The 3,395-nt window shown below is 63.7% G+C and carries 4 protein-coding genes; 1 reads left to right on the top strand and 3 read right to left on the bottom strand.

What is annotated here, in order from left to right; all coding sequences use genetic code 11:
- A partial coding sequence (locus EN935_RS27495; protein WP_164771378.1) for an ATP-binding cassette domain-containing protein occupies positions 1 to 709 on the bottom strand: 709 nt, incomplete at its 3' end.
- 220 nt (positions 710 to 929) lie between these two features.
- Here EN935_RS27495 and EN935_RS27490 point away from each other — a divergent pair.
- Positions 930 to 1,949 (top strand): LacI family DNA-binding transcriptional regulator, encoded by a 1,020-nt coding sequence (locus tag EN935_RS27490; RefSeq protein WP_109667232.1) that lies wholly within the window; start codon positions 930 to 932, stop codon positions 1,947 to 1,949.
- 20 nt (positions 1,950 to 1,969) lie between these two features.
- Here the strand turns inward: EN935_RS27490 and EN935_RS27485 are convergent, their stop codons facing one another.
- Positions 1,970 to 2,764 carry an inositol monophosphatase family protein gene (locus tag EN935_RS27485; protein WP_109667234.1) on the bottom strand — a complete coding sequence of 265 codons (795 nt, stop codon included), beginning with the start codon at positions 2,762 to 2,764 and terminating at the stop codon, positions 1,970 to 1,972.
- An 88-nt stretch (positions 2,765 to 2,852) separates the two neighbouring features.
- Positions 2,853 to 3,395: MsnO8 family LLM class oxidoreductase (locus EN935_RS27480; protein ID WP_127373816.1), on the bottom strand; the 543-nt coding region annotated here is incomplete at its 5' end.

Here is a 3,395-nt window from a genome sequence, read left to right as displayed (position 1 = left end):
GCACATGGCGCCCGTCGCGAAACACGGTGACGCGGCTGGCCAGATGCATGACCTCGTCGATGCGGTGCGAGATGTAGACGATGGCGACACCGCTGTCGGCAAGCTGGCGGATGATGCGGAACAGCCGCTGGCATTCGGCTGGCGACAGCGCCGAGGTCGGCTCATCCATGATCAGGATGCGTGCCGACATCGACAAAGCCTTGGCGATCTCAACCAGCTGCTGTTCGCCGACGCGCAAGGCGCCGACGCGGGCTTGCGGATCGAGTTCGATGCCGAGCCGCTGCAACAAAGCACCCGCCGCGCGGCTGCTCGCCTTGCGGTCGACGATCAGGCCCGCGATCAGCTTCTCGCGGCCGAGGAAGATGTTGTCGGCGACGCTGAGTTCGGGCACCAGGTTGAGCTCCTGGTGAATGATGGCGATGCCGGCATCCTCGGCGTCACGCACGCCGGCGAAGCTGACGGGGCGGCCATCGACGCTAACCGTGCCTTCATAGCCGGTGTAGACGCCGGAGAGTATCTTCATCAGCGTCGATTTGCCGGCGCCGTTCTCGCCCATCAAGGCATGAACCTCGCCGCGTCGCAGCTCGAAGCCGACATCGACCAGGGCGGCGATGCCGCCGAAGCTCTTGGAGACGCGCTCGGCGCTCAGAACGGTGTCTGACCGATCCGCCGCACCGTGCTCCGGGGAAAGGGAACTCGCGTGTTCCATGACAATGGCGGCCTCCCTTCCGTCGTCGTCAACTTCCCGCAAACGCTAATCTAAACGTTTCGATCGTGTCAAGCCGATATCCGGTGACGGAAGTTTGATGCATTTCGATTCTTGCTAAAAAAGGTGGTATTCCGTAGGTATTGGCAGCAAGGGGTAACGAAACGTTTCGAAAATGACAGCGTCAGGGCGAAAAAAGCAGCGTAGATCCACCGCACCCACAATGCTTCATGTGGCCGAGGCGGCGCGTGTCTCGGTCGCCACCGTGTCGGCGTTGATCAACGGCACGGCGACGGTCAGTCCGGAACTCAGCCAGCGCATCGAACAGGCGATCCGCGATATCGGCTACAAGCGCAATGCGATCGCCCGCAGCCTGAAGATGGGCACGACCCGCACCATCGGGCTGACCGTGCCGCACATCACCAACCCGTTCTTCACAGATGTCGTCTCGGTCATCCAGCAGGCCTTCGACCGGGCCGGCTATGCCGTCATGCTGTGCTGCACGGACGAGGATTTGAACACCCAGGACGACCAGATCCGGCTGCTGCTCGACCGCATGGTCGACGGGCTGATCGTGGCGCGCGTCGGCGACGGCGCGATCCTCAAGGGGATCGTCGACGACGCCAATGTGCCGGTCGTGCTGCTCGACCGCATCTGCGAGGGCGTCGACACCGATACAGTGGTGCTCGACAACCAGCGCGCGGTGTTCGACGCCATCACCTACCTGATCAACCTCGGCCATCGGCGCATTGGCTACATCACCGGCACATCGGATATTTCGCCGATGCATGACCGCATGGCGGGATACCGCGAGGCGCTGCACGCCGCCGGGCTGCCGATCGCGGAGGAGCTGATCCGCTTCGGCAATTTCCACGAGATCGACGGCTATAACGCCACCATGCAGATGCTTTCCTCGCACGATCGGCCAAGCGCGATTTTTTCCGCCAACAACCCGATGGTGATCGGCACCATGAAGGCGATCCGCGACATCGGCCTGTCCTGCCCGGAGGATATTTCGGTTGCCTGCTTCGACGACTTTCCATGGTCCGACGTGTTCCAGCCGCAACTGACCACGGTGGCGCAACCGGTGCAGGCGATCGGCGAACAGGCGGCCAATCTGCTTCTCGACCGTCTCGCCGGCAACAGGGACGCGCCGCCGCGCAAGCTGGTGCTCAAGGGCCGGCTGATGATCCGCAATTCATGCCGCCCGCTGGGAGCGATGGCACAGAGTGTGAGCGCATAGCGCCCACTTCGTCGGCGGAGTCAGAGCCCAAACGCCTCCGAACAAAGCTCCTGCAGTTTCGGAAAGACGCCTTTGCCACCCGTGATGACCAGCGTGCCCTTCTGCAGCACCGTCTTCGGATCGGGTTTCGCGACGGTGCCGCCGGCTTCCTCGACCAGAAGCATGCCGGCCAGGCAGTCCCAGGCGTTCATGTGCTCTTCGACATAGCCAAGCAGCCGGCCGGCGGCGACATAGGCGAGCATCAGCGCGCCGGACGCATTGCGGAAGAAAACGCCGCCTTGCACCATAAGCGTGCGGATCAGCACGGCGATATTTTCGGTGTCGGCGCGGTTTGAAAATCCGGTTCCGACGGACCCTTCCTTGATGCTGGTCGCAGCACTGGTCCTGATCGGCCGGCCGTTGACGAAGGCGCCGCCGCCCAGCCTGCCGTGAAACGTCTCGCCGGTCGACGGCTCATGGATGACGCCAACCACGGCCTCCCCGTCCCTGGTGCAGGCGATCACCACGCACCAGGCCGGAATGCCGCGCACGAAATTGGCGGTGCCGTCGATCGGGTCGATGACCCAGACATAGCCAGTCTGGCCGGCAACCGAGGCATGTTCCTCGCCGACGATGCCATCTTGCGGATAATCAGCGGCGATTGCGGCGCGGATGAACAGTTCGACCTCGCGGTCGCCGTCCGAGACCAGGTCCTGGTGGCCCTTGCTCTCGATGGTCAGGTTTTCCAGGTCGCGAAAATATTTCAGGCCGAGTTCGCCTGCCCGCCGGGCCAGATCGATGGCAAATTGCATGCGGGCGTCATGGTCATCGTTCATGGGGGCGCTCGATCTTGCGGAAGGGTGGCCTGCCTTTAGCAGAGGCGGACCGCACCTTCCAAGCCAAGAGTATCTCGTACCAGGACTGTCAGGCCGCTTGCGACAGCGATTTATGGGCCTCGGCGAGGATCTCGAACGACCGCACCCGCGCTGCATGGTCTGATATCTGCGCGGTGACCATCAGCTCGTCGGCGCCGGTGCGGCGCACGAAGGCATCGATGCCTTGCCTGACCGTTTCCGGGGAGCCGACGACAGCGCAGGACAGCGCCTGGTCGAGCATGGTCTTTGCCATCGGATCGAGATCGCGGTCATAGTTCTCGACAGGTGGCGGCAGCCGGCCGGCCCGGCCCGTGCGCAGATTGACAAAAGCCTGCTGCAACGAGGTGAACAACAAACGTGCCTCGGCGTCGGATGGCGCGGCAAAGACGTTGAGGCCGAGCATGACATGCGGCTTGTCGAGCTGCTCGGACGGCTGGAAGCGCGAGCGGTAGATGTCCAGCGCGTGATCCAGCTCCGCCGGCGCGAAATGCGAGGCGAAGGCGTAGGGCAGGCCGAGCATGGCGGCGAGCTGCGCACCGTAGAGGCTGGAGCCGAGGATCCAGACCGGCACGTTCTGGCCTTCGCCGGGCAC

The organism is Mesorhizobium sp. M7D.F.Ca.US.004.03.1.1 (assembly GCF_003998635.1).
Classification (GTDB): Bacteria; Pseudomonadota; Alphaproteobacteria; order Rhizobiales; family Rhizobiaceae; genus Mesorhizobium; species Mesorhizobium loti.
Note: the sequence above shows the minus strand (reverse complement) of the source record. Positions and strands in the feature narration are given on the sequence as shown.